Here is a 398-nt window from a genome sequence, read left to right on the forward strand (position 1 = left end):
GTGAGCAGGTGGCCGGCTCCGCCGCCTGTGACTACGTCTTCGTCAATCTCGTCGGCGTGCACGCGGGACGGCCCCTGTCGTACTCCAACGCCAAGCAAGTGGTCGAACGGATCGGGAGACGCTGCGGTCTGACCGCCCGGCCGCACATGATGCGGCACACGGCCGCCACCCGCTGGATTCGCAACGGGGTCTCTCCAGACGTCGTGCAGACACTCCTGGGCCATGCCTCGTCGGCGAGCACAGCCGTGTACGTGCACGCCCAGGACGAGGATCTCCGTGCAGCCGTCACAGCCGTCGACAGCCTCGGTTCGGAGCTGCTGCGATGACCATCGCACCTCTCCGCTCGGCTGCTGTCGCCTCCGTCACCGTTGAACCGGAGTGGCCGTCATGGCTCGCGG

General features: G+C 67.8%; 1 protein-coding gene. It reads left to right on the forward strand.

Annotation, left to right across the window (positions count from 1 at the left end):
• Nucleotides 1-326 (forward strand): tyrosine-type recombinase/integrase (locus LPA54_RS41110; protein WP_228985497.1); only part of this gene is annotated, 326 nt, incomplete at its 5' end.
• Nucleotides 327-398 lie beyond the last annotated feature (72 nt).

The sequence above is a fragment of the Streptomyces sp. DH12 genome (assembly GCF_020873895.1).
In the GTDB taxonomy this organism is placed as follows: domain Bacteria; phylum Actinomycetota; class Actinomycetes; order Streptomycetales; family Streptomycetaceae; genus Streptomyces.